Annotated in this window: 1 pseudogene; it reads right to left on the bottom strand. The window is 26.6% G+C overall.

The annotated features are described in order from the left end of the window. A pseudogene (locus tag SH09_RS14310) lies at positions 1-241 on the bottom strand (replication initiation factor domain-containing protein); the annotation flags it as partial.

Here is a 241-nt window from a genome sequence, read left to right as displayed (position 1 = left end):
CAATTGTTTTTCATTCTCTTTTAAAGTCAATTTCATTAAGTCCGTTAAATCAATTTCTGAAATACTTTTTAACATTTCTCTGTATTTATTTTTTGTACGTCTTTCTAATTTACCCCATGTCCTTTCTTCATGAATTAGCATATAAATCATTGCTTGGTCTTTTACTTTTTCTAAACTAGACCAATCTGGTTTCAAAATATGTAAATCATTAAAACAATCGTTCCAATAATCAACCATATCT

The sequence above is a fragment of the Staphylococcus gallinarum genome (genome assembly GCF_000875895.1).
Classification (GTDB): Bacteria; Bacillota; Bacilli; order Staphylococcales; family Staphylococcaceae; genus Staphylococcus; species Staphylococcus gallinarum.
Note: the sequence above shows the minus strand (reverse complement) of the source record. Positions and strands in the feature narration are given on the sequence as shown.